This window comes from Methanoculleus sp. (genome assembly GCF_035363275.1).
In the GTDB taxonomy this organism is placed as follows: Archaea; Halobacteriota; Methanomicrobia; order Methanomicrobiales; family Methanoculleaceae; genus Methanoculleus.
In genome coordinates, this window is the sequence record NZ_DAOSET010000031.1 from 1 (window position 1) to 21471 (window position 21471).

General features: G+C 64.5%; 22 protein-coding genes. 15 read left to right on the forward strand and 7 right to left on the reverse strand.

The window, feature by feature from the left end; genetic code table 11:
• On the forward strand, nucleotides 1–488 hold a 488-nt coding region (locus tag PLN84_RS08125; protein WP_348531999.1), incomplete at its 5' end, for an ATP-binding protein.
• A 100-nt stretch (nucleotides 489–588) separates the two neighbouring features.
• Nucleotides 589–1326, forward strand: a complete 738-nt coding sequence (locus PLN84_RS08130) for a hypothetical protein (protein WP_292385581.1) — start codon at nucleotides 589–591, stop codon at nucleotides 1324–1326.
• Nucleotides 1327–1334: 8 nt separating this feature from the next.
• Here PLN84_RS08130 and PLN84_RS08135 read toward each other — a convergent pair whose 3' ends face one another.
• Nucleotides 1335–1577: a DUF5671 domain-containing protein gene (locus tag PLN84_RS08135; RefSeq protein ID WP_292385583.1), complete on the reverse strand. Its 243-nt coding sequence runs from the start codon at nucleotides 1575–1577 to the stop codon at nucleotides 1335–1337.
• A 5-nt stretch (nucleotides 1578–1582) separates the two neighbouring features.
• Nucleotides 1583–2572, reverse strand: coding sequence for a PGF-CTERM sorting domain-containing protein (locus PLN84_RS08140; RefSeq protein ID WP_292385585.1), 990 nt, complete (start codon nucleotides 2570–2572; stop codon nucleotides 1583–1585).
• A gap of 400 nt (nucleotides 2573–2972) precedes the next feature.
• Here PLN84_RS08140 and PLN84_RS08145 point away from each other — a divergent pair, with 400 nt between their 5' ends.
• Genes PLN84_RS08145 through PLN84_RS08155 form a run of 3 tightly spaced genes read left to right on the forward strand, consistent with a single transcriptional unit; the run spans nucleotide 2973 to nucleotide 6408 of the window.
• Nucleotides 2973–3878, forward strand: a complete 906-nt coding sequence (locus tag PLN84_RS08145) for an ABC transporter ATP-binding protein (protein WP_348532000.1) — start codon at nucleotides 2973–2975, stop codon at nucleotides 3876–3878.
• Between the two features lie 3 nt (nucleotides 3879–3881).
• Nucleotides 3882–4979, forward strand: coding sequence for an ABC transporter permease subunit (locus PLN84_RS08150; RefSeq protein WP_292385589.1), 1098 nt, complete (start codon nucleotides 3882–3884; stop codon nucleotides 4977–4979).
• 4 nt (nucleotides 4980–4983) lie between these two features.
• The gene (locus tag PLN84_RS08155; protein ID WP_292385591.1) at nucleotides 4984–6408 is read left to right on the forward strand and encodes an NEW3 domain-containing protein; all 1425 of its coding nucleotides are present in this window, start codon (nucleotides 4984–4986) and stop codon (nucleotides 6406–6408) included.
• A gap of 27 nt (nucleotides 6409–6435) precedes the next feature.
• Here PLN84_RS08155 and PLN84_RS08160 read toward each other — a convergent pair whose 3' ends face one another.
• On the reverse strand, nucleotides 6436–9225 hold the full coding sequence (locus PLN84_RS08160; protein ID WP_292385593.1) for a PAS domain S-box protein: 2790 nt from the start codon (nucleotides 9223–9225) through the stop codon (nucleotides 6436–6438).
• Between the two features lie 193 nt (nucleotides 9226–9418).
• Entirely contained in the window at nucleotides 9419–10447 is a 1029-nt protein-coding gene (locus PLN84_RS08165; RefSeq protein ID WP_292385595.1) for a GNAT family N-acetyltransferase, read from the reverse strand.
• 297 nt (nucleotides 10448–10744) lie between these two features.
• Between PLN84_RS08165 and PLN84_RS08170 the strand changes: the two genes are divergently transcribed.
• The 4 genes from PLN84_RS08170 to PLN84_RS08185 are packed head-to-tail and all read left to right on the forward strand — an operon-like array spanning nucleotide 10745 to nucleotide 13323.
• The gene (locus PLN84_RS08170) at nucleotides 10745–11035 is read left to right on the forward strand and encodes a ubiquitin-like small modifier protein 1 (protein WP_292558881.1); all 291 of its coding nucleotides are present in this window, start codon (nucleotides 10745–10747) and stop codon (nucleotides 11033–11035) included.
• A 14-nt stretch (nucleotides 11036–11049) separates the two neighbouring features.
• A complete protein-coding gene (locus PLN84_RS08175; RefSeq protein ID WP_292385599.1) occupies nucleotides 11050–11463 on the forward strand; it encodes a molybdenum cofactor biosynthesis protein MoaE in 414 nt (137 codons plus the stop codon).
• Nucleotides 11460–12674: a YcaO-related McrA-glycine thioamidation protein gene (locus tag PLN84_RS08180; protein ID WP_292385600.1), complete on the forward strand. Its 1215-nt coding sequence runs from the start codon at nucleotides 11460–11462 to the stop codon at nucleotides 12672–12674. Before PLN84_RS08175 ends, PLN84_RS08180 begins: the two co-directional genes overlap by 4 nt.
• Nucleotides 12634–13323, forward strand: coding sequence for a TfuA-related McrA-glycine thioamidation protein (locus tag PLN84_RS08185; protein ID WP_292385602.1), 690 nt, complete (start codon nucleotides 12634–12636; stop codon nucleotides 13321–13323). Before PLN84_RS08180 ends, PLN84_RS08185 begins: the two co-directional genes overlap by 41 nt.
• A 335-nt stretch (nucleotides 13324–13658) precedes the next feature.
• On the opposite strand, the gene PLN84_RS08190 is transcribed toward PLN84_RS08185, so the two are convergent.
• A complete protein-coding gene (locus PLN84_RS08190; protein ID WP_292385604.1) occupies nucleotides 13659–14123 on the reverse strand; it encodes a hypothetical protein in 465 nt (154 codons plus the stop codon).
• A 161-nt stretch (nucleotides 14124–14284) separates the two neighbouring features.
• Between PLN84_RS08190 and PLN84_RS08195 the strand changes: the two genes are divergently transcribed.
• Nucleotides 14285–14608, forward strand: coding sequence for a winged helix-turn-helix domain-containing protein (locus tag PLN84_RS08195; RefSeq protein WP_292385606.1), 324 nt, complete (start codon nucleotides 14285–14287; stop codon nucleotides 14606–14608).
• Nucleotides 14595–14936, forward strand: a complete 342-nt coding sequence (locus PLN84_RS08200) for a hypothetical protein (protein WP_292385608.1) — start codon at nucleotides 14595–14597, stop codon at nucleotides 14934–14936. Before PLN84_RS08195 ends, PLN84_RS08200 begins: the two co-directional genes overlap by 14 nt.
• Nucleotides 14937–15139: 203 nt before the next feature.
• On the opposite strand, the gene PLN84_RS08205 is transcribed toward PLN84_RS08200, so the two are convergent.
• Nucleotides 15140–15985, reverse strand: coding sequence for a hypothetical protein (locus PLN84_RS08205; protein WP_292385610.1), 846 nt, complete (start codon nucleotides 15983–15985; stop codon nucleotides 15140–15142).
• A 130-nt stretch (nucleotides 15986–16115) separates the two neighbouring features.
• On the opposite strand from PLN84_RS08205, the gene rbcL reads away from it, so the two are divergent.
• Complete coding sequence (gene rbcL / locus PLN84_RS08210) at nucleotides 16116–17408, forward strand: type III ribulose-bisphosphate carboxylase (protein WP_292385613.1); 1293 nt, start codon at nucleotides 16116–16118, stop codon at nucleotides 17406–17408.
• Here rbcL and PLN84_RS08215 read toward each other — a convergent pair whose 3' ends face one another.
• Nucleotides 17409–18065, reverse strand: coding sequence for a DUF5591 domain-containing protein (locus PLN84_RS08215; RefSeq protein WP_292385614.1), 657 nt, complete (start codon nucleotides 18063–18065; stop codon nucleotides 17409–17411).
• A 379-nt stretch (nucleotides 18066–18444) separates the two neighbouring features.
• Between PLN84_RS08215 and PLN84_RS08220 the strand changes: the two genes are divergently transcribed.
• The 3 genes from PLN84_RS08220 to pfkA all read left to right on the forward strand — a co-directional run bounded on the left by PLN84_RS08220 (nucleotide 18445) and on the right by pfkA (nucleotide 21363).
• Complete coding sequence (locus PLN84_RS08220) at nucleotides 18445–18900, forward strand: ferritin family protein (protein ID WP_300182416.1); 456 nt, start codon at nucleotides 18445–18447, stop codon at nucleotides 18898–18900.
• Nucleotides 18901–19183: 283 nt separating this feature from the next.
• Nucleotides 19184–20395: a phosphoglycerate kinase gene (locus PLN84_RS08225; RefSeq protein ID WP_292558882.1), complete on the forward strand. Its 1212-nt coding sequence runs from the start codon at nucleotides 19184–19186 to the stop codon at nucleotides 20393–20395.
• The gene (pfkA, locus tag PLN84_RS08230) at nucleotides 20392–21363 is read left to right on the forward strand and encodes a 6-phosphofructokinase (RefSeq protein WP_292558883.1); all 972 of its coding nucleotides are present in this window, start codon (nucleotides 20392–20394) and stop codon (nucleotides 21361–21363) included. Before PLN84_RS08225 ends, pfkA begins: the two co-directional genes overlap by 4 nt.
• Nucleotides 21364–21471 lie beyond the last annotated feature (108 nt).

The window sequence follows — 21471 nt, forward strand, 5'->3', positions numbered from 1 at the left end:
CCGTCGAGGAGATCCGGAAGCAGGTCGAGTTCAGCCGGGACTACCAGGACATGGGCGTCGCGGCGCCCGCCTGGCAGCGGCCGGCCGACCTCATCCGCGAGAGTGCCGCGGAACTCGGCCTCCCGCCGGACGTCCGGGTCGACCTCGGGGACCTTGAGATCTACGCTGACCCGATGGTGAAGAAGGTCTTTTACAACCTCATCGACAACGCGGTCCGGCACGGGGGGAAGGTGACGGAGATCCGGTTCTCCTGCGCGAAGTCCGGGCAGGACCTGACGATCTTCTGCGAGGACGACGGCACCGGCATCCCGGACGGCGAGAAGGAAGCGATCTTCCGGAAGACGTATAAGCGCCGGTACGGCCACGGGCTCTTCCTGGTCTCGGAGATCCTCGGGATCACGGGGATGACGATCCGGGAGACGGGGGTCTTCGGCGAGGGGGCGCGGTTTGAGGTGAGGGTGCCGGGCGGGGGGTGGCGGGAGGAGTAGAGGAGCAGGCGGAGGGCCGATTCCTCTCCCGACGAAAAGAAGGGGGGCTCCAGGCGGTCGGCACAGAAACGATATATGGTAATCTCCCCCTTCTTCTCTCATGCATCTTTCAGCCGGGGGGACCGGAACGGGCATGAAAGCCTTCGCCTGCCTCGCATGCGTCCTCCTTCTTGCCGCGACTTCCCCGGCGGCAGCCGCCGGAGCGGAGGAACCGGGGCGGTACGTCGTCCACTGGTTCAACGGCGACGGTGCCGAGGTCTCCTTCGACGGCGAGTATAAGGGGACGATCGCCGGCACCGAACTTGCCGTGGCGGCGAACCCGCCCGCACGGGAGTATACCGTCCGGAAAGGAGATCGCCCGGTATATACCGGCTTCATCGACAGGACCCCGGCCGCCGGGGAGACGGTTCACCTCTTCCCGCAACGCTACCAGGTCGAGCAGCCCGCCCCGGGTGCGGAGGTGAACGAGACCGGCTGGTACCGGATCTATCGCAATGACGGCGAAGGGATCTACTTCGACGATACGTTCGTGGGCGTCGTCGAGAGCGGCGTACTGCGGGTCGCGGTGGACACCACGCTCCCGCCCCCACAAGAGTTCGTCTGCCGGGGGGAAGACGGCTGGACGATGTCGCGGCACCACCTCCCGCCGCTGCCCCCGCCGGGAGGGACGGTCCACGTCTACACGTCGGTGCAATCGGCACCCCACGCCTCCGTGCAGGTGACGCCGGGCACCTCGTCTCTCCCCACAGAGGCGGCACCCACCCCGTTACCGGGCCCCGGCACGGCAGGGGCGATCGCAGGGCTGCTGATTGCCGCCGGACGGCTCCGGAAGCGGTGAACTGCCTTTCAGTGCTCCCTCAAGAGCAGCCGCCAGTGATACGCCCAGACGACGAGCCCCACCGCGACCTGCGCCACGCTCCCGGGCAACCCCGGGTAATACTCCGGCACCGGGTAGGGCTGGGGTGGTGGGTAGATGAAGACCTCGATTGCGACGGCGATCAGACCTACGCTGCCTGCGATCGCAACGATGAGCGCGACAAACGAGACCGCGTAGAGGTAGGCCCTCCACGCGGTGAGGCCCTCGACCACGATACCTACCTCCTCCGCCTCGCGAGCACCAGGAGCCCGGCGACGGCGAGCGCGGCCCCAAACCCGGGGGACTGCGTCGGCGTCGGCGCGCCGCCGCTCTGGACCCGGAACTGCCCGACCTGTGCGGCTGAGGACGGCGGCGCCGGGGTCGTCGTCGGGACCGGGAGAGCGACCGGCGACGTGCCCTTCGCCGTGTCGAGGACTGTGCCGTCCGCGAGGACCACCTGCGGCGGCGGGGCCAGGGTGATCCGGCCGGTGCTGGTCGCAAACGCCGCCCCGCCCTCGACGAGCCTGATGCTGATCTGGTAGTCGTAGCCGTTCGGGACCGTGACGCTCACCTGCTTCTCGGCCGTCCCGGCGCCGACCGTCCCAAGCGGCCGGGACTCGCGGACGGCCGTGATCCCGGTCTGGAGGTTGACGACCCGGATCTCCATCGCGAGGTTCCCGGAGGAACTGCCGCCGTTCGCGATCGTAGTGATGATGTCGAGCGCGATCGGGTCGGCGTCGAGGTCAGGGGTCATGACGTCGATCCCGGAGACCGAGAGGAGCGAGTAGGCCAGCCGCTGCGCGACTACAGTCCTGTCCGGGAGGAAGACGTTCACCGACCCCGACTCCCGCATACGCCCGTCCTGCCAGACCGTCACCCAGATGTCGTACCGCCTGCCGTTCTCGAGCGTGAGCGTTATCTCCTCTCTTGCGGTCTTCCCCAACGTCAGGTTGCCGATGGGAAGAACCGTCTCCGTGACGACGACATCCGTCCCGGCCTCTTTTACGCTGACCTGAAGGTCGACGCCGCCCACCTCCGCATAGACCGCGTCGAGGTAGGGGACCACCACGACCGTAGTGACGTTTGACGGCGGCTGCCCCTCCGGGATGCTGACGTCAACGTTCCTGACCGTCACGTAGCCCGTCTGGGGCTGGGGCGACGTGCACCCGGCTGCGAGCACCAGGACTGCGAGCACGACGACCGCTGCCGCGCCGAATAACCGTTTCATACTGTATCAGGAGCACTTCGGACCCCCCCACAGAAAAGGCTTTCGGATCGTGGCCCGACAGGCACCAGGGGGCTGGAGAGACGTCGTCACCCGGAACCCGGGGCGCATAGGTCCGAATTTTTTCGTAGTCAACCATCGTTTTATCTCCGGTCCCCGCCCATATTCCGGCGTAGAGCGCCGAACAGGGGTCCGGCAGCTCGTGCCGCGCGGAGGCCGGCATGCCGGCGATCGCCGGATCCACGGCTGGTCTCCGGGCTCTTTGAGGAGGATCGCGGTCTCACAACGGTTGAAATCGTGCCTCCTCCCCGACGTGTAGACGTTTGTCACAGAAAACGTTAATAAGAAGATACCAAAGTTTGCAGTAGGCGCCGCCGGCCCGGCTCCGGCGGGACGTGATGAGATGATACGGACAGAGAACCTCACGAAGGTATACAACGGAAAGAAGGCCGTCGACGGCCTGGACCTCGAGGTCGGGGAAGGCGAGATCTTCGGCTTCCTCGGCCCGAACGGAGCGGGGAAGAGCACGACGATCCTGATGCTCACCGGCATGATCGAGCCCACCGGCGGCCGGTGCCTGGTCGACGGGATCGAGGTCGCAAAGGATCCGCTCGCGGTGAAGAAGATCATCGGCTACCTCCCCGAGGACGTCGGGTTCTACGGGAACATGACCGGCGAGCAGAACCTGGATTACTTCGCCCGGTTCTACGGGATGGACGCGAAAAAGCGAAAAGCGCGGATCGCCGAACTGCTCGAACTCGTCCACCTCGACGGGGTCACCCAGAAGGCCGGGGAGTACTCCCGCGGGATGAAGCAGCGGCTCGGGCTCGCCCAGGCGCTGATCAACGATCCTATTGTGCTCTTCCTCGACGAACCGACGGCGAACCTCGACCCCGAAGGCGTCCGGGAGTACCGGGACCTCGTCGAACGCCTCGCCGGTGAAGGAAAGACCGTCTTCGTCTCCTCGCACATCCTCTCCGAGGTCAGGGCGGTCTGCCGGACCGTCGGGCTGCTTGCAAACGGGAAACTCGTCGCGCAGGGGACGCTTGACGAGGTCGCCCGGACGCTCGCCCCCTCAGACGGCGACGTCGTCCGGATCGTCGTCGAGACCCGGGAGCACCTGCCGGATATCGAAGATCCCGAGATCCTCGCCGTCGAAAGGAACGGGAACCGGGCGGTCGTCCGGGCGAAGACCGACATCCGGGACCGGCTCACGGAGACCCTCTTTTCAGAGGGGCTTCACGTGCGGGAGATGCGGATCGAAGAGCCGGATATCGAGGACGTCTTCATGGCGGTCTACCGGAGGTGACGTATGGCGCTCGATCGATTGCTCAACGTAGCACGGAAAGAGTTCTCCGACCACATCACCAGCAGGCGCTTTGTTATCATCCTGGCCCTGTTCCTGGTGATATCCGCGGTCAGCATTCACGACGGCATCGAGAACTACAACAACAGCCTGGAATCATATAACGAGCAGCTCCAGCGCATGGAAGAGTTCGAAGACCCGTACTCGAGCTGGATGCCCGAGAAACCCTCGATCATGTACGTCTTCATCTCCATGATGAGTTACATGACGGCCCTCGGCGGCATCCTTGCTCTCGCCATCGGGTTTGACCTGGTCTCAAAGGAGAAGGAGTCCCGGTCGTTAAAGACCCTCCTCTCCCACCCGATCTACCGGGACGAGATCATCAACGGCAAGGTGCTCGGGGGCGTCGGCGCCCTGGGGTTCGCCATGGCGCTCTCGCTTGCCATCGCCATCGCCATGCTCCTCATCTTCTCGGTCGTCCCGACGGTGGACGAGTTCGCCGCCATTCTGGTCTTCGGGGCGGCCTCGCTCGGGCTTCTGCTCGCCTACTTCGCCATCGCCCTCACGATGTCGACGGTCGCAAAAGAGAGCGGGAACGCGCTGATCTACACCCTGGTGATCTTCGCCATCGTCTCATCGCTCCTTCCCATGCTCGGGATGATGGCCGCAGACGCCCTCGCGGGCGACCCGCCGGAGGCGCCCGAGATGGGCCCCATGGGAAAACAGGTCGTGGGGACTGCGAGCAGCGGGGGGTATTTCGTCAGCACCGCCTCGCAGAGCGTGGTATACGGCGGAACCGAAGATCCGGCGTGGAGGGAGTATGAAGAGGAGATGAAGACGTATATCGAGAAACGGAGATTCATCAACGACATTTCAAACCTCCTCTCGCCGCAGATGAACTACTACACCGTCGCGATGGCGGTCACGAACCCCCGGATCGCCCTGATGATCTCCTCCTATACCGATGCTGGCGTGCAAGAGGAGCCCGGCAGCCTTGCCGAAGCCCTCGGCCGGGTCTGGATGAACATCGCCGCGCTGATCGTCTTCCCGTCGGTCTTCTTCGCCGCGACCTACGTAAAGTTCATGCGGATGGATATCAGGTGAGATGATGACCGGGAGAAGAATATTCATCCTCTTTGCCCTTCTCGTCGCGACATCGTTCGTCACAGGGGCGTCGGCCGCATCGGAGGGAGCGATGTCCACGGAGATCCGGTGCGACTTCCCGGGCGAGCTGATCGAGGCGGGCGATGCCGCCGTCTTCGATCTTGCGGTCACGAACCGGGGGGATACCGGCACGTTCCTCCTCAACTACTGGACGTTCCGCGGGACCGATGGGTGGAAGATCCGGTTCGAGGACGGGGATCGCGAGGTCTACCGGATGCTGATCCCGGCCGGCGAGACAAAGCCCGTCCGCCTGGTGGTGGAGACCTCGGGCCATGCTGCGGTGGGAGAGTACCCCATCCGGGTCGGTATCGGCGCAGGGACGGTCTGGGTCTACGTCAGGGTCACGGAGACCCACAGCGGCGAGACCGGAACCCTCGAACTCACGGTGGTCGATAAAGAAGGAAACGTCGTGAAAGGCGCAGATGTCGCCGTCTACGACGGCGATAACCGGGTCGAGGGGATGCTCACGACCGCCGAGGGGAAGGTCTCCATCGGCGCCCCGATGGGCATCTACACGGTCAGGGTCGCCAAGCCCGGCTACCGGTCGTGGGACGAGGAAGACGTCGAGATCCGGATCGGTAAGACGGCCGACCTCGGCATCGTGCCGCTCGACAAGGAGAACTTCTTTGCCGAGATCCGCGTAAAATCCCCGTCGCGGATGGCGGCGATCGGCTCGAACCCGCAGTACGAGATGATCTTAAAGAACGCCGGCAGAAACGACGATACCTACACCCTCGCCGTCGAAGGGCTCCCCGAGCAGTGGTATGCCCGGTTCAAGGAGACCCGCGACGCCACCGAGGAAGTCTCGGAGATCTACGTTCCGGCCGGTGAAGAAAAGGCCCTGTTCCTCGATTTCATCCCGCCCTACTCGGTCGATATCGGCGAGTACAACTTCACGGCGGTCATCGGTTCGGCCGCCCGGGAGTACGAGGAGAACCTGACGCTCCGGCTCCGGGGGTCGTACAACATGCGGACCTATGTAAAGAGTTACCGCCACGATATCAACCGCGGCGAGACCCTCACGTTCGATATGACCGTCTCCAACGCCGGCGTCGGGGGAGCGCTGACGAAGATCGGGATCAACATGAGCGCGCCGCAAGGGTGGCGGGCGACCGTCGACCCGGCCTCGATCGCGAGCCTCGAGCCCGGCGAGCGGGCGACGGTGCAGGTGACGGTGGTCCCGCCGGCCGATATCGTCGCCGGCGAGTACAAGGTCATCGCCCAGGTGAAGAGCGATCAGGCCGAAGGAGAGGACGAGTTCCGGATCGTCGTGGAGGAGCAGTCCTACGTCGCGATCCTCGGCCTCCTGGTGATGGCCGGGGTCGTCGCAGGGCTCTGGTACATGTTTAAGAAGTATGGGCGGCGGTAGGCCCCCTCTCTTTTTGCCCGGCTCCGTTCACTCGAACCGGGCGCCGCCTTCCGGCACCGTAAGTTCGAACCGGGCGCCGCGCCCCGGTTCGCCGGTCTCCCGGATGGCGATGGCGGTGATCGAGAGGACCTCGCGTACAAGAAAGAGCCCGAGCCCCGTATGCTGGCCGAACCCCCGCTCGAATATCCGCTGCTTATCGGCGTAGGAAATCCCCACGCCGTTGTCCTCCCAGATTATCCGCGCCCCCCCGCCGCTCTCCGGCACGGCCGTGACCCGGATCTCCGTCACGCCCCCGCCGTGCCGCAGCGTGTTGTCGAGGAGGTTGGTAAAGACCGTCGAGAGAAGCGGGTCCGCGTAGACGGAGACGCCGGCAAGATCTCTCTTGATCCTGATCCCTAGCGGCTGGAGGATCTTCACCGCCATCGATACCAGGGGGTCGATGCTGGACCACCGGGGGGAGTGGGCGCCGAGGTCCTGGTAATCCCGCGTGAACTCTATCTGCGACTGGATGATATCGACGGCGGTCTGCTGCTTCTCAAGGGCTGCGGCGACGACCGGGTCGAGCGGCTGTTCCTGGAGGAGGGCGATATGCCCGAGAATCACCGTGACCTGGTTTAAGATATCGTGCCGTATGATGCTGTTCATCAGCGTGAGCTTCTTGTTGGCCTCGATGAGCGCCGCCTCGGTTCGCTTCCAGGCGTCGATGTCGTGGACCGCGTACTCGATCGCGGCCAGACGCCCGTCGTCGGCGTAGACCGGGATCGGGCAGACCTCAACCCAGGTGTAGCCACCGTCTCTCCGGAGCACCCTGACGGTGTACAGCCGGGCGGCATCCGGCTCCAGAAGATGGGCCAGAGTCGCCTCCCGGTCGTCGGGGTGGAGAAGCCCCTCGATGAACTCCGGGTCGCCCAGGTGCTTTCCGGGCGGGTAGCCGGTCAGGCGCTCCCAGGAGGGGCTGATGTACTCGATCGCCGGCGGTGTCGTCGTTGCACGGATGTAGCAGTCGTGCGACCGCTCCACGAGAGTCCTGAACCTCTCCTCGTTCTTCTGGAGGCGTTCGTGCGCACGGATCCGGGAGAAGAGGTCGGCGACGAGGTTGCCGACGACCTCGAGCAGCGTGACGTCCTCGTCCGACCAGGTCCGGGTCTTCCGGGCGGTCTCAAACCCGATGGCCCCCATGACCTCATCAGCGGTCGCGACCGGGACCAGGGTGATTGACCGGACCCCGAACTCCTGGAAGAACGCGCGTTCCGCTGATTCTGCCGGGAGAGCGGCCACGTCGGGGATGCAGATCGGTTTCCTGGCCTCGATCTGCTTCATCGCCCAGGCGATGACGTCGGCCGGCAGGTCCTGCAATACGTCGATCTGCGGTTCAATCCCTTCCGCACACCACTCATGGATCTCTTTCACGCGGGCGAGGTCGCCATCGAAGCAGAAGATGTAACTCCGGTCGAGATCGAAGAGCGAACCGAGCACCCGGAGCGTCTCGTTCAGGGCGTCGTTCAGGTCCGCCGGGTCCAGGGCGATGAACCGCGCGGAGATCGAACTTACCATCCGTTCGAGTTCTATCCGGCGCCGGATCCGTGCTTCCATCCGTTTCGACTCGGTGATATCCCGGAAAGACTTGATCGCGCCTGAAACCTTCCCCTGTGCGTCGTAGAGCGCCGCCGCCTTTCCCCAGTGGTAGGTCCCCTCTCCGCCGCCGGGTGACGGGATGTGGATCTCCCGGAAGATACCGTCCTGCTGCCTGTCATAGAGGGGGGTCTCTGCGAACAGTGGGTAAAGCAACCCGGATGTCAATGCGGAGATCGTCCTTGCCTCTGAACCGATGATCCGGTTCTTCAGGACCCCGGTCACCGACTCGATCGCCCGGTTCCAGATGATCACCTTCCCGTCGCGGTCAAGCACGAACGTCGGGTCGGGAAGAAAATCGATGATGCCCCGGAGAGTTGCCTGGTAATCCTCCATCTCGCGGCACTGCGCCGCGAGCGACCCCTGGCTCGCCAGCGCCTCCTCGAACGCTGCGGCCATCTGTTCGTTCGCCGCGCTGAGCTCCTCCTCGTATCGTTTCCGGTCGGATATGTCGATCATCGACGCGACGGAGCGATCCGTTCCGGGGATCTTCCCGACCGTCATGTGCATATCCCGCTCTCTTCCTGCCCGGTCGACCATGCGGAACTCGTAGGTCCGCGGCGCCGAAGCGGGGTCCACCCGCCGTTGCCGGTGGTACCTCTTGAGCCGTTCCAGGTCCTCTCCGGCGACGATGGCCGTCCAGGGCAGTTTCCCTTCCACTTCTTCCCGGGAATAGCCGGTGAGAGACGCAAACTCGCTGTTTGCAAGGGAGATCATCATGTCCCCCTCGATAATGATGGTTGCGGAGCCGGTATGCTCGAAGATGCTCTGGTAGAGGTCCCGGGACCACTGCACCTCCGTCTCGGCCTGTCCCCGCCGGACCCCCTGGAGGATCATGCTCCGGAGTTCCGCAAACTGGGCGGAGGGGTTGCCGCCTTTCTGGAGATAGAAGTCCGCACCGCTGTTGATCGCCTCGATGACGACCTCTTCGCGGCCGCGCCCGGAGAAGATGATGAACGGTGTCCCCATACCGCGCTTGCGGACTGCTTTTAAGAACTCGATGCCGTTCATCTCCGGCATCTCGTAATCGACGACGACGGCGTCGTATTGGGTTTGCAAAAGCATATCCAATCCCTTCACCGGCGATGCCGTCGTCTCCACGTGCATATCTCCGGCTCGTTCGAGGAAGAGCCGGGTGAGTTCGAGAAGGGCCGGCTCATCGTCGACCGCGAGAATGCGGAACATCACACTTCCTGCTAACGGAGACATTAACGATAAGAAGCATAAGCATTGTGATCCGGGATTTATTCTGAAAATAGAATGATATCGTCATCTTTCCGGCAGATCCGCGCATATCCGGCCCCCCGGTACTCGCCGGAAGGCCGCCGTCGCCGGCACTGGCCGGGTTCGAAGGCGGGGCATGAGGAGCGCCGGGCCGTCACTCGATATACGAGAGGACCTTGCGCTTCACTGCCCCTTTGCTCGCGATGGTGCTGTAGGCCCACCGTGCAACCCTGCCGAAGAGGTCCTGCCGGCTCACCTCCAGGAAGAGGGTGAGGGAGGGGTTGAACTTGGACTTGAAGAGGTTTAAGTTCTCGTTGTTCGCCCCGACGTTCTCCATCTGCCGGTATCCTCCCTCCTTTGCCTGGCCGAGGAGGAGCCACTGGAGAAACTCGTTGCCCGGCAGGGTCGTCATCTTCGGGGCTCCCATCCAGAGGGTGAAGGCCTTGTATTCCTGGGTGGCCTGCACGCCCATCACGGCGCCATCGGCGTCGTAGAGGTAGTAGAGCCCGAGTTCGTCGGGATACGCCCGGTAGAGGTCCTCGAAGTAACGTCGGCTGATCATCGGGATATTCATCTCCGGCTCGCTGAACCGTTCCGCAACCGTCGAGTAAAAGATCGAGAGGTCGGTGCTCTTCTCGAAGCGGTAGCCGCTCTTCTCCACTTTCCGGAGTTTGGTCCGGAGGTTCGAGGAGAACCCGTCCCAGATCGCCGCGAGCGGCGGCGAAAGGTCGATGACGTACGAGAAGTGGATCCGGGCATCGTAGCCCTCCTGGAGAAACTGCCGGACGTCGATGAACCCCGGGACCTGGGTTATCGCGAGGTAGTTCGGGGCCAGGACCGCGAGTTCGGCCTCGATCTCGTCCGCAACCGCCTTGAGCATCGACTCCTTCTTGCTCTGTTTGGCCGTATCGTAGCGGCGGCCCATAACAAACCCCAGATACGGTATCACCGACTGGAGGGGGGGCGGCGAGAGGAGGACGGTGACCCCGTGCATCTGCTTTCGGAAGAGCGGGAAGATGCAGATCAACTCGTTGCCCTTGAAGACCCCGTAAGGGAGGAAGGTGAAGCCGGTATGCTCCTCTGTAATCTTCATGAAGTTCCACTTGTGGAAGAGGCGGCCCGAGGCGCTCTCGTCTACAAACGTATCCCAGACGTCTCCATCATCAATAAGCCGCGTTGTCACCGCTTTCCCCCCCGCTTCTATCTCTCTGCTGATTCTGCCGAAGTATTCGTGACCTCGAATATATACGTTTCCTTCGGGGAGGACGGTCGCTCCCCGGTACCGGGTATCCTTTCCCGGGAAGGGGCGGCTCCGGGGGAATGACAATCTTCAAATCGCCCGGGACACCACATAACTTGCGTATTCATCCGTGGACGCTGGACTGCCCGGGCCTTGCCCGAGAAGACCTGCTTGCGGTCTCTCCACGGATCGGGATGGGCGACGCCGGCTGCCTGGAGCGTGCGGCCGGTCCTAGAGGAGATGAGAAGAGGAATGCAGGTTCGGGTCAGGGCGTTTGCCCGGTTGCGAGAGACGATCGGGGGAGACCTCACGCTGGAGGTCCCCGAGGGGGCGACGATGAGCCGGCTGCTTGCGGCGGTCGGTGAGACCTCAAAAGAGGCAGGGGAGACGCTCTTTGAGGAGAACGGAGAGCTTCGTGGATACGTGATACTGATGCACAACGGCAGGCGCCTTCGGCGTGCGGAGACCGGGACGCTTCCCCTCGCCGACGGCGACGAGGTCGCGCTCTTCCCGCCGGTGGCGGGCGGGTGACGGAGGAGACCGGAATGATCAGCGTAACCAGAGACGATTTTGACGTGAACGCCGTGATCGACCGGGTGAGACGGCCCGGTATGGGCGCCCTGGTCACCTTCCTCGGTGTCGTCCGGGACGACGGGATCGACGTGATGGAGCTTGAGGCCTACGAGGAGGTCGCGGTGAAGGAGATGGAGACGATCCGGGACGAAGCGTTTGAGCAATACCCGATCGAGGCCGTCGAGATCATTCACCGGGTAGGACGGCTCCGTGTCGGGGAGAAGATCCTCCTCATCGTCGTCGGCGCCGGACACCGGAAAGAGGCTTTTAGCGCCTGTGAGTACATCATCGACCGGATCAAGCAGAGCGTGCCGATCTGGAAGAAGGAGATCGGGAAAGACGGCGAGCGCTGGGTGCCGGGCGAGTCGTCCGGGGGCGACGCATGATCCGGCTGCAATCGTGCCGGAAGGCCTACGCGAAGGAGACCCAGCGGTGTATCCCGCCCGAAGTGACGCTCGAGCGGGCGAAGGCGAGACTTCCCGCGGCGGGGATCACCCGGGTCGCCGATATCACGAACCTGGACCGGATCGGCATCCCGGTCTTCTCGAGCATCCGGCCGACTGCCGAGGCGGGAGCGATATCGGTCTACAACGGGAAAGGCGCCACCCCCATCGAGGCGGAGGTCTCGGCGATGATGGAGGGGATCGAGCGCTACTCGGGCGAGATGGACGGCAGGGAGACCGTCATCGGACGGTACAGCGAGGTCTCGGCCGAAAGGACGGCGCTCGACCCGGCGGCCCTGATCCTCCCTGAGAGGGTCCCGGCCGATCTCGTGGTCCCCTGGGTCGAGGGCTACGACATCGTGCGGGACGAGGAGGTCCTCGTCCCGGCCCACGCGGTCTTCCACCCCCTCCCGCTGACCTGCGGCCGCCTCTTCCGGACCAACACCAACGGGCTTGCTTCCGGCAACACCCTCGAAGAAGCGACCTTCCATGCCCTGATGGAGGTGGTCGAGCGCGACGCCTGGTCGCTTGTCGAGGTGACCAGAAACACCGGCCCCCGGATCGAGGGGGTCGACGACGGTCTTGCCGCCGACCTGCTCGCAAAGTTCGCGGCCGCCGGCGTCGAGGTCACGCTGAAGGATATCACGAGCGATATCGGTATCCCCACGGTGGCCGCGGTCGCCGACGACGTGGTGCTCCGGGACCCGGCGCTGCTGACGATCGGGATGGGATCCCACACGAGCGCCCGGATCGCGGTCCTCCGGGCGTTGACGGAGGTCGCGCAGAGCAGGCTGACCCAGATCCACGGCGCGAGAGAGGATACCGATACTGCGGACGTCAGGAAGCGGATCGGCTACGACCGGACGAAACGGCTGAACCGGCACTGGTTTGCGGAGAGCGACGCGGTCGAGTTTGCGGAGATGCCGTCGTTTGACAGCGACGACTTCCTGACCGACATCCGCCACGTTACCGGCCGGCTCGCGGCGGCCGGGCTCTCCCGGGTGGTTGTGGTCGACCTCACCCGGCCGGAGATCGGCATCCCGGTCGTCCGGGTGATCGTGCCGGGGCTCGAGATGTATGCGATGGACCAGGACCGGATGGGGGGGAGGTGCCGTGACGCGCGGAGTCGTCGTCTTCCTCGGTCCCAGTTGTGACCACGCGACCGCCCGGGCGGTTCTCGACGCCGAGTACCGCCCTCCGGCGAAACGGGGCGACATAACCCGGGCCGTCGAAGACGGGGCCCGGATCATCGGGCTCATCGACGGGGTCTTCTTCCAGGACTGCGCCGTCGCCCACCGGGAGGTTCTCGCCGCGCTCCGTGCCGGGGTGCGGGTCGTCGGGGCCTCCAGCATGGGAGCGCTCCGTGCCGCGGAACTCGACAGCCTCGGGATGGAGGGCGTCGGGGAGATCTACCGGGCCTACCGGGAGGGGAGGCTCGTCGCCGACGACGAGGTGGCGCTCCTCTTCGATCCCGAGACGTATGTGCCGCTCTCCGAACCGCTCGTGAACATCCGGGCGACCCTGCAGGAGGCGCTCGCGTCCGGGGTGATCGGGGCCGATACCGCCCGGACGCTCCTCGACGCCGCCCGGGGCCTCTACTTCCCGGACCGGACCTACGATATGGTCGTCGAGGCGGCGGAAGGAAAGGCCGACCCGGAGGACCTCGCCCGATTTCTGGCGTTTGCCGGGGAGCATGCCGTCGACAGGAAGCGCGAGGACGCGCTGCTTGCGCTCGAATACATCAGGGATCTCGCCGGAGGCGTTGAACCGCCCGGTTCAATGGTCTCACCCGGGTCATCGTAGGAATATATCGCCGGCCGGACCGAGTTCTGTATACCGGCACGGGTTCACTCCCGGCGCAAAAGGGGCAGCGCGACGACCGGGGTGACCCACCTCCCGCCGTCGCACCCGGGAGTGCCGGCCGGACCACACAGATGTGCTCAAAGGAGCAAGTGCCCTGAAGATCGCCCGGGTAACGGCGATACCCACGCGAACGTCAGAAACCGGGCCCGCGACCGGATGCACCCCGGAACGGGACCCGCGATGCCGGCGGGGAGAAGAGCGTACCTCGTACACACCTATCCTGACCAGAACGATATCTCCCGGGGCGGCACAACCCCGGGAGGTCTCCCCGGCCGTCATCCATGCCACGCATCCGCTGCCTGAAGGGCTGCCGTTGCGCGTCCCGTCGTTGAGCCCCCGGCGAGAGCGGGGAGGTCCGCGAAGTCGCCGCGCAGCACTTTCAGGGCGTACTTCTCCCGGTCGATCTCCTTTCTCGTGCGGAACCCCAGCCGCCGGAGGACCTCGAGCGGCGGACACCATCCCTGCACGGCGTGCTGCAGAAGGAACGGCAGGACAAGACCCGGCAGGATCAGCCACCGCCGGTCACGGAAGACCCCAAGCGCAAGCCCCGTCATCCCGAAGAATGCCGCGTTCGCCTCCAGCGCCCGCTCGACGTCCCATTCGCGGTCCAGTTCACGGATTCGTCTGGTTATCGCGAAGTTGTCCTCTCCGGCAAACTGCCTGATACTCCCGGCGATCTCGCGATCGATCCGGGCGTTGATCCCGGGCGGCGTGTTCTTCCGCACCCTGTCGGCTGTCATACCCGATCACCTGCAGCGCGTGAACACACCCGATGGGGAAGAATGTTACGGCTCGGCGGCCCTGCGTGATCCTCTGACCGGGATGGCCGGCAGCACCGGGCAGGGGAGAGCATGCGGGACTTCACACGGGAACACATATATGTGTAAAAAATTATTTACATATGTTGACATTATCTTTCAGCGCCCTCCCCGAACTGGCGCGGCTGCTCTCCCTGCTCGGGAACGAGCAGCGGCTCGCCGTACTCGGGGCGATCGCGGCCGAAGAGAAGTATGCCCGCGAGATTGCCGAAGAACTCGAAATATCGCGCCCGCTGGCTGCCATCTACCTGCGGCAGCTGGAGAAATTCGGTCTCGCGGAGGGGGTCAGCCGGACATCGGACGAACCACCCTACCTCCGGAGGTACTACCGTGCGGTGCCGTTTGAGGTGGTGCTGAACCTGGACGTGATTATGTCATTAGAGAGGTCAAAAGATGAAACAGGATAGGTGGAAACTCTATCTGAAGGCGCTCTGGGGCGCCGTCATCGTGCTGCTCGTGATCAGCAGCCTTGTCGCCGGCTTGCTTGGCGGTTCGAACTCCTTGAATGCCGTGCTTGCCGGATCCGCCTACGTCATCATTAATCTTGGTATTCTGACGCTGCTCCTCATCATCGTCGTAAGGCTCAAGGAGTGGATCGAAGACCAGATAGCAAGTGCGGCGGGACAGAAGAGCGGTGCGGCCGGCGGGGAACTCCAGATGCTGCGGCAGTCAGTGGAACGGATCGAGGCGAAGGTGGACAGGATCGAGAAGGTCCTTGACGGGATCTCTGAGTGAGGTCGCCGTGTGCCCTAAAAAATGATTGGTGGGTGTATGAAGGACGTGCAGCGGCGCGTCTAAGGGCATGACAGACGAGGCGCAGGCAGGGTTCCATCGCGCAGAATGCCTGGCCACATAGTAGTAAGAATTCCTTACATAATAATGTTTATCTTTTATAACAAAAAATGTGTTTTGTAGCAACTTCCCGGTACCGAAGGTCGCTACCGGAAACCGCCCGCCTCCCGCCGCTTGAGCGAGAGCCGTTCTGCCAGCCATGCGATACGGTCGCGACGTGCCTCTTCATCCAGGTAGTGCCCCGCGTCGTACCACGCGATCGACTTCGGATCGCTCGCCCGCTCGAAGAACTCCCGGGACTGCTCCTCCGTGAAGACCTCGTCGCGAAGAGCGGACTGGAAGAGGAGCGCGGCGGGGGCGGCCCGGCCGACCCATACCGCCGGGTCGACCTCCGCGAGCGTCCGGCGGTAGTCGTCGAGCCGCTCGCCCTGCAGGTCGGGCAGGTTCACGGCGGCGACGTCGGCAAACCTCCCGGTGCCCGCCATCAGGACCGCGGCCGAGAGCCGTCGATCAACGCCGGCGAGCACCCCTCCGACGAGCGCCCCGAAACTGTGGCCGACGAACCCGATCCGGAGCGGCTCGACGTCCGGCCGCGCAAGAAGGAGGTCGACTCCCCGGCGAAGGTCAATCACCGTCCGGATATGCTCGCGCACCGCTTCCCCGGGGTCCGTAACCGCCCGGCCCCAGGCCGCTACCCCGTCATCGGCCCAGGGGGCATCGACCAGGAGGGAGACCGCACCCATCCCGGCAAGAGTCACGGCCTCGGCGAGGAACGTGGCCCGGCTCCCGGGCCCCGGGTGGAGGAAGAGGATGCCGGCGTGGTGCGACTGATCGGGGGTCGGGGCCACCAGATAGGCCCGGACCCAGCGGTCCGGAGCGGCCTGATACGTCAGGTCGCGGATCGTCACATCGATGCCGGTCGCCCTGGCGCCGGGCGGTTCCCCTGCGTCGTAGTCGAAGAGCGAGCGGGCGTTCTCAACGGGTCTTCCCATGATGCACCTTTTGGACCCGCCGGCTGATAAATTCGGCGCCCGCAGGGAGCAAGCGGCTACAGGCCTCTCTGCCCTGCTCCGAATGGAAGGTTTTTCTACCCTGGCACCCCTTCCTTCAAGAGGTGATTCTATGGCGATTGATTGGTATGAAGAGTTTGTTGACGTAACCCATACCCCCGGCCCGGACGAGCTGGTAGCCCTCTACTACTTCGAGCCGGCGGAGGGGATCAGCAGGGAGGAGGCGGTGGGGAGGATCGCGTCCGAGAGTTCGACCGGGACCTGGACCACGCTCTTTACCATGCCGCCCCGGATGCGCGACCTCCAGGCGAAGGCGTTCGAGATCGAGGGAAATTATGTGAAGATCGCCTATCCCCTTGCCCTCTGGGAGGAGGGGAACGCTGCCCAGCTCTTGAGCGGCATCGCCGGGAACATCTTCGGCATGAAGGCGCTCAACAATCTCCGGCTGATCGATGCCTCGCTCCCGGCCGACTACCTCCGGCACTTCAAGGGGCCGCACTTCGGCATCGAGGGGGTCCGGGAGATGATGAAGGTCCGCGGCAGGCCGCTCACGGGTGCGGTGCCGAAGCCGAAGGTGGGGTTCACGGCCGAGGAACACGCCGCGGTCGGCTACGAGACCTGGATGGGCGGGTTCGACTTTGTCAAAGACGACGAGAATTTGACCTCCCACTCGTTCAACCGGTTCGAGGACCGTGTCCGGGCGATGACGAAGATGCGGGATAAGGCCGAGCAGGAGACCGGCGACGTGAAGTCCGCGTTCATCAACATCACGGCCGATACCGGGACGATGGAGAAGCGGGCGAAGATGCTCGCGGACTCCGGCTGGAACTACGCGATGATCGACGTCGTGGTTGCCGGGACCGCCGCCGTCGCGACCCTCCGGGACTACTGCTCCGACCTCGGGCTCGCCATCCACGCCCACCGGGCGATGCACGCGGCATTCGACCGGGACGAGAAACACGGGATCACGATGCAGTTCCTGGCGAAGATGATGCGCCTTGTCGGTGTTGCGCAGATCCACACCGGGACAGCGGTCGGGAAATTGGTCGGCACGCGGGCGGAGGCCACCCTGCTTGCGGATATGCTCCGGGAGCAGCGCACGTTCGCCGTTGACCACATGGCCCTCGACCAGGACTGGGGCAGCATCAAGAGCGCGTTCCCGGTCTCGTCGGGCGGGCTCCACCCCGGCCTCGTGCCGGACATCCTCGATATCTACGGCACGGAACTCGTCCTCCTGGTCAGCGGCGGCATCCACGGCCACCCGAAGGGGACGCGGGCGGGCGCAGAGGCCACGATGCAGGCGATCGAGGCCTGGAAGGACGGGGAAACTCTCGACGAGAAGGCGAAGAAGGCCCCGGCACTCAGGGGTGCGCTTGAGAAGTGGGGCTACTATAAGCCCAAATAATCACTCTTTTCGTATCGACTCTGCGAGTCTCACGAGCCCTTCCCGGAACTCGTCGATGTAGCCCTGCATCGAGAGGCTGCCTTCGGGGAACGGGCAGTCGATATCGTAGAGCCGCTCGATCATCGGGTCGGAGGGGAGCAGGTCGACGGCGATCCCCGTCTCTTCCGAGGCCTCCGCCATCGCCTTGCGGAACGGCCCGATGCAGTAGGCGAGCCGGTGCCGGTAGGTCTCCCGGGTCTTCTTGAGGTACCCCTTCAGGCGGTAGACCTCGATCCGGTGGAAATCCCGCCGGATCCGCTCGTCCATGGTCTTGCCGAGCATGTAATGGTAGTTCTTGTAGGGGTACATCAACTCGAGCTCCGCGGGGACCGTCCCGCAGGTGCCGAAGATGACGATGTGGTACTCCTCCGGGGCGAGGACGCCGTCGATGAGCCGCCGGAAGAGTTTATGGCTCGGGCTCTGGCTGTAGGGTTTCCGGACGGAGCAGGGGAGGAAGAGGCCGATCTCCTTTGGCGCAACCACGTACTCGTCGATGATGAACCGGTAGGCGTCTTCAAACTCCTCCCGGTAGAACGGGGGGTCGAAGATCTCGATAGGGTTCCCGTGCCGGTCCCGGACGATTTCGACGACCCGCCGGGGGGCAGCCGCACCTCGCACTATCCGGTCCTCCTGCACGGAGATGCGTTCCTCATCAAGTCTCTACCGTTGGACCGGAAAGAGCAAAAATCTGACCCCGTCCTGACGCTTCACCCGCGGGATATCGGGGAGCCGGAGGAGCGCCCGGATGCCGAAAAGAGGCGCACCGGCTAAGACGACCCTTGATGCCCTGGCGGTTCACCGGGCTTCTCTGGCCCGGGTGCGGAGCAGCCGCTTCATCCCGTGCGGTCGGGGGCCGCACTGCCGGACCCCTGCGGGCAAAAACAGAATGTATAAATAGTATCATCCCATATACTCTGTATTGTTCGTACATACACGGACGATATGGCAACCGGCCCCGGGCCGGGAAGTTGCAGAACAAAAAAAAGGAGAATCAACCATGAATACCAAAGACTTCCAGAAGATCATCACCAACGCTATCGACAGCGAAGTAGAGTCGTATACCTTCTACAAGTCGGTCTCCGAGAGAGTCGGCGACGCAAGCCTCAAGACTCTCTTCCTCGACCTTGCCGAGGAGGAAAAAGGCCACCGGGAGTACCTGCAGGGCATTCTGCTCCGTGGTGCGGACGAGATGCGCTTCGTAGCGGCCCGTGACTACAAGGTCACCGACGCCATCGACGAGCCCGCGCTCTCGGTCGACATGAAGCCGCTCGACGGCCTGCTTCTCGCCGTCAAGAAGGAACTTCAGGCTGCACAGATGTATACCCAGCTTGCCGCCGCCTCTGCGGATGCAGGACAGAAGATGGTCTTTGAGCAGCTCGCGAACATGGAGAAGGGGCACAAGGCCCGGCTCGAGGATCTCTACACGAACATGGCGTATCCCGAGGCGTGGTAACCCCCGCCTCAAACCCTTTCCTCACCTCGCTCTTGTGCCGGCTCACCCGTTTTGCGTGCTCCCCGACGACGTTCTCTTTCTGCCGGCGCCGCCGCCGGACCGTCCCGGCGGCACCCGTTCACCCGGGACGATGCGGCGAACACTATATATGTCCATGAACGCATGCAGTGCAGAACCGTAAATCTGCGGGGAACGGCAGGGACCGGGAAGCCGGACGGCGGTGCAGCCGCTTATCTACCCGGACCTGCCCGGTCCATCTCCGCTGCTCCGGGGGTATGCCGGTATGCAGAACGTGATACTACGACAGAAGAAGACCATCCGGGATGTCGACGTGCGGGGGAGGCGGGTGCTCGTCCGCGCCGATTTCAACGTGCCGCTCGACGAAGACGGCACCATCGCCGACGACACCCGCATCCGGGCCAGCCTGCCGACGATACGCTACCTCTGCGAGCAAAACGCGCGGGTCATCCTCTGCTCCCACCTGGACCGGCCGAAGGGAGTGGTCGAGGAGCGGTTACGCCTCGCCCTCGTGGCGAACCGGCTCTCCGTCCTCCTCGACCGGCCGGTCGTCGCGCTCCGGGACTGCATCGGCCCCGAGGTGGAGAGCGCGGTCGCGGGGATGAGCGGCGGGGATATCGTCCTCCTCGAGAACCTCCGGTTCCACCCGGAGGAGCGAGCGGACGACCCGGCCTTTGCGAAGCACCTCGCCGGCCTCGCGGAGGTCTACGTCAACGACGCCTTCGGGGCCTCCCACCGGGCTCATGCCTCGGTCGTGGGCGTCCCGGAACACCTGCCGGCGGTGGCCGGGCTCCTGCTCGAAAAAGAGGTGAAGACCTTCAGGCGCATCCTGGAAGACCCCGAGAGACCGTTTGCCGCCGTCATCGGCGGGGCCAAGGTGAGCGACAAGTTAGAAGTCCTCGAGAACATCATCTCCCGGGTGGATCTTCTCCTCATCGGGGGAGGCATGGCGGCCACGTTCCTTGCAAGCCGGGGCTACGGGACCGGCATATCGCACGTCGAGACCGACCGCCTGGACGCCGTCAGGGCGATCTCCGCACAAGCGACAGAACTCGGTCTCCGCCTCCTCCTGCCCCGGGACGTCGTCGTCGCGGAGAGGCTGGAGGCGGGTTCGCCGACCCGGGTTGTACCTGCAACAGAGATCCCGGACGGCTGGCTCATCGCCGATATCGGACCCGGGGCGGCCGACGAGTTCAGCCACGAACTGAGCAGATGCCGGACTGTCGTCTGGAACGGGCCGATGGGGGTCTTCGAGGTCCCGGCGTTTGCGGAGGGGACGCGCCGGATTGCCGCGACCCTCGCCAATCTCCGCGGCACCACGGTTGTCGGCGGCGGATCGACCGCGGATGCGGTGGTGCGGTTCGGGCTTGATGACCGGTTGACCCACGTCTCGACGGGCGGCGGGGCCGCGCTCACGATGCTTGCAGGGAGACCGCTTCCCGGCGTCACGGCGCTCGACGATGCGGAGGAGCCGTGAAACGGATCGGCATCCTGACGAGCGGCGGCGACGCCCCGGGGATGAACGCCTGCATCCGGGCGGCGGTGCGCACCGCGCTCGCCCACGACCTCGCCATTGTCGGGATACGCCGGGGGTATACCGGGCTCATCGCCGGCGATACGGTGCCGCTCGACCGGAAGGCGATCCGAAACACCATCCACCTGGGCGGCACGATCCTCGAGACCTCCCGGAACAAGGACTTTTACACCCGGGAAGGACGGCTCAGGGCGGCGGCGGCGATCGAGCGGATGGGGCTTGACGGCGTCATCCTGATTGGGGGTGAGGGGACGTTCCATGGCGCAACCCTGCTCGCCGCCGATACGGATACGGCGGCGCTCGTGGGGGTGCCGGGGAGCATCGACAACGACGTCTACGGGACCGACTACTGCATCGGGTTCGATACCGCGGCGAACTGTGCCGTCCAGGCGATCGACCGCATCCGCGACACGGCCCGGTCTCACGAGCGTCTCTTCTTCATCGAGGTGATGGGGCGGACGGCCGGGTTCCTCGCGCTCGAGAGCGGTATCGCCGGCGGCGCCGAAGAACTGGTCATCCCGGAAGAAGAGGTCTCGATCGACCGGATAAGCGATCGCATACGTGAGGGGTTCATCGTCGGGAAGAAGAGCGCGATCGTGGTGGTGGCGGAGGGAGAGGCGCCGGGCATCTCCTTTCGGATTGCACGGGAGGTCGGGGAACGCCTTGCCTTCGACTCCCGCGTCGTCGTTCTCGGCCACCTCCAGCGGGGCGGGCCGCCGACGATGCGCGACCGGGTGCTCGGGAGCCTTCTCGGTGTCGCCGCCATCGAGGCGCTGCTCGAGGGCCGGAGCGGGTGCATGGTGGGAGAGAGAGGCGGCGACCTGACGTGCACCCCGCTTGAAGATACCTGGCAGAAGAAGAAACCCCTTGACGAGGACTTAGTGCGGATCTTTTCGTTCCTCTCGGAATAGGCGGGGTGCCCGGGCCGGAAGGTCCCTCGCCCTATGGGAACACCGCCCGGACCCCACCAAAAATGGGCAGGACGTTGAAAACTACCCGGGTGAATGATGCGGATGTAT